This window comes from Amphritea pacifica, from assembly GCF_016924145.1.
Taxonomy (GTDB): Bacteria; Pseudomonadota; Gammaproteobacteria; order Pseudomonadales; family Balneatricaceae; genus Amphritea; species Amphritea pacifica.
In genome coordinates this window covers 1-246 of record NZ_JAFFZO010000262.1, presented here as the reverse complement: position 1 = coordinate 246, position 246 = coordinate 1, and the positions used below count along the sequence as shown (strand labels likewise).

Sequence of the window (246 nt, the reverse complement as noted above, 5' to 3'; positions counted from 1 at the left end):
AATCAGGCTAAAGGACTGTCGGCTAATACGATCACGCGGCTTAAAGGGAAATGGCTGGAAGAGCATGATCAATGGCGACGCCGCGACCTGAACAACAAACGTTACGTCTACTTTTGGGCGGATGGTGCGTTGGGGTTCTGGAAAGCGATGACCAAGACCTATCCTGGCTGTCGTCATCAGCGTTGCTGGGTGCATAAGACCGCAAACGTGTTGAACAAGCTGCCCAAATCGATGCAGCCTAAGGTC

Annotated in this window: 1 protein-coding gene; it reads left to right on the top strand. The window is 52.4% G+C overall.

What is annotated here, in order from left to right:
• The coding region (locus JW499_RS22280) for a transposase (protein ID WP_205212573.1) at nt 1-246 on the top strand (246 nt) is incomplete at both ends.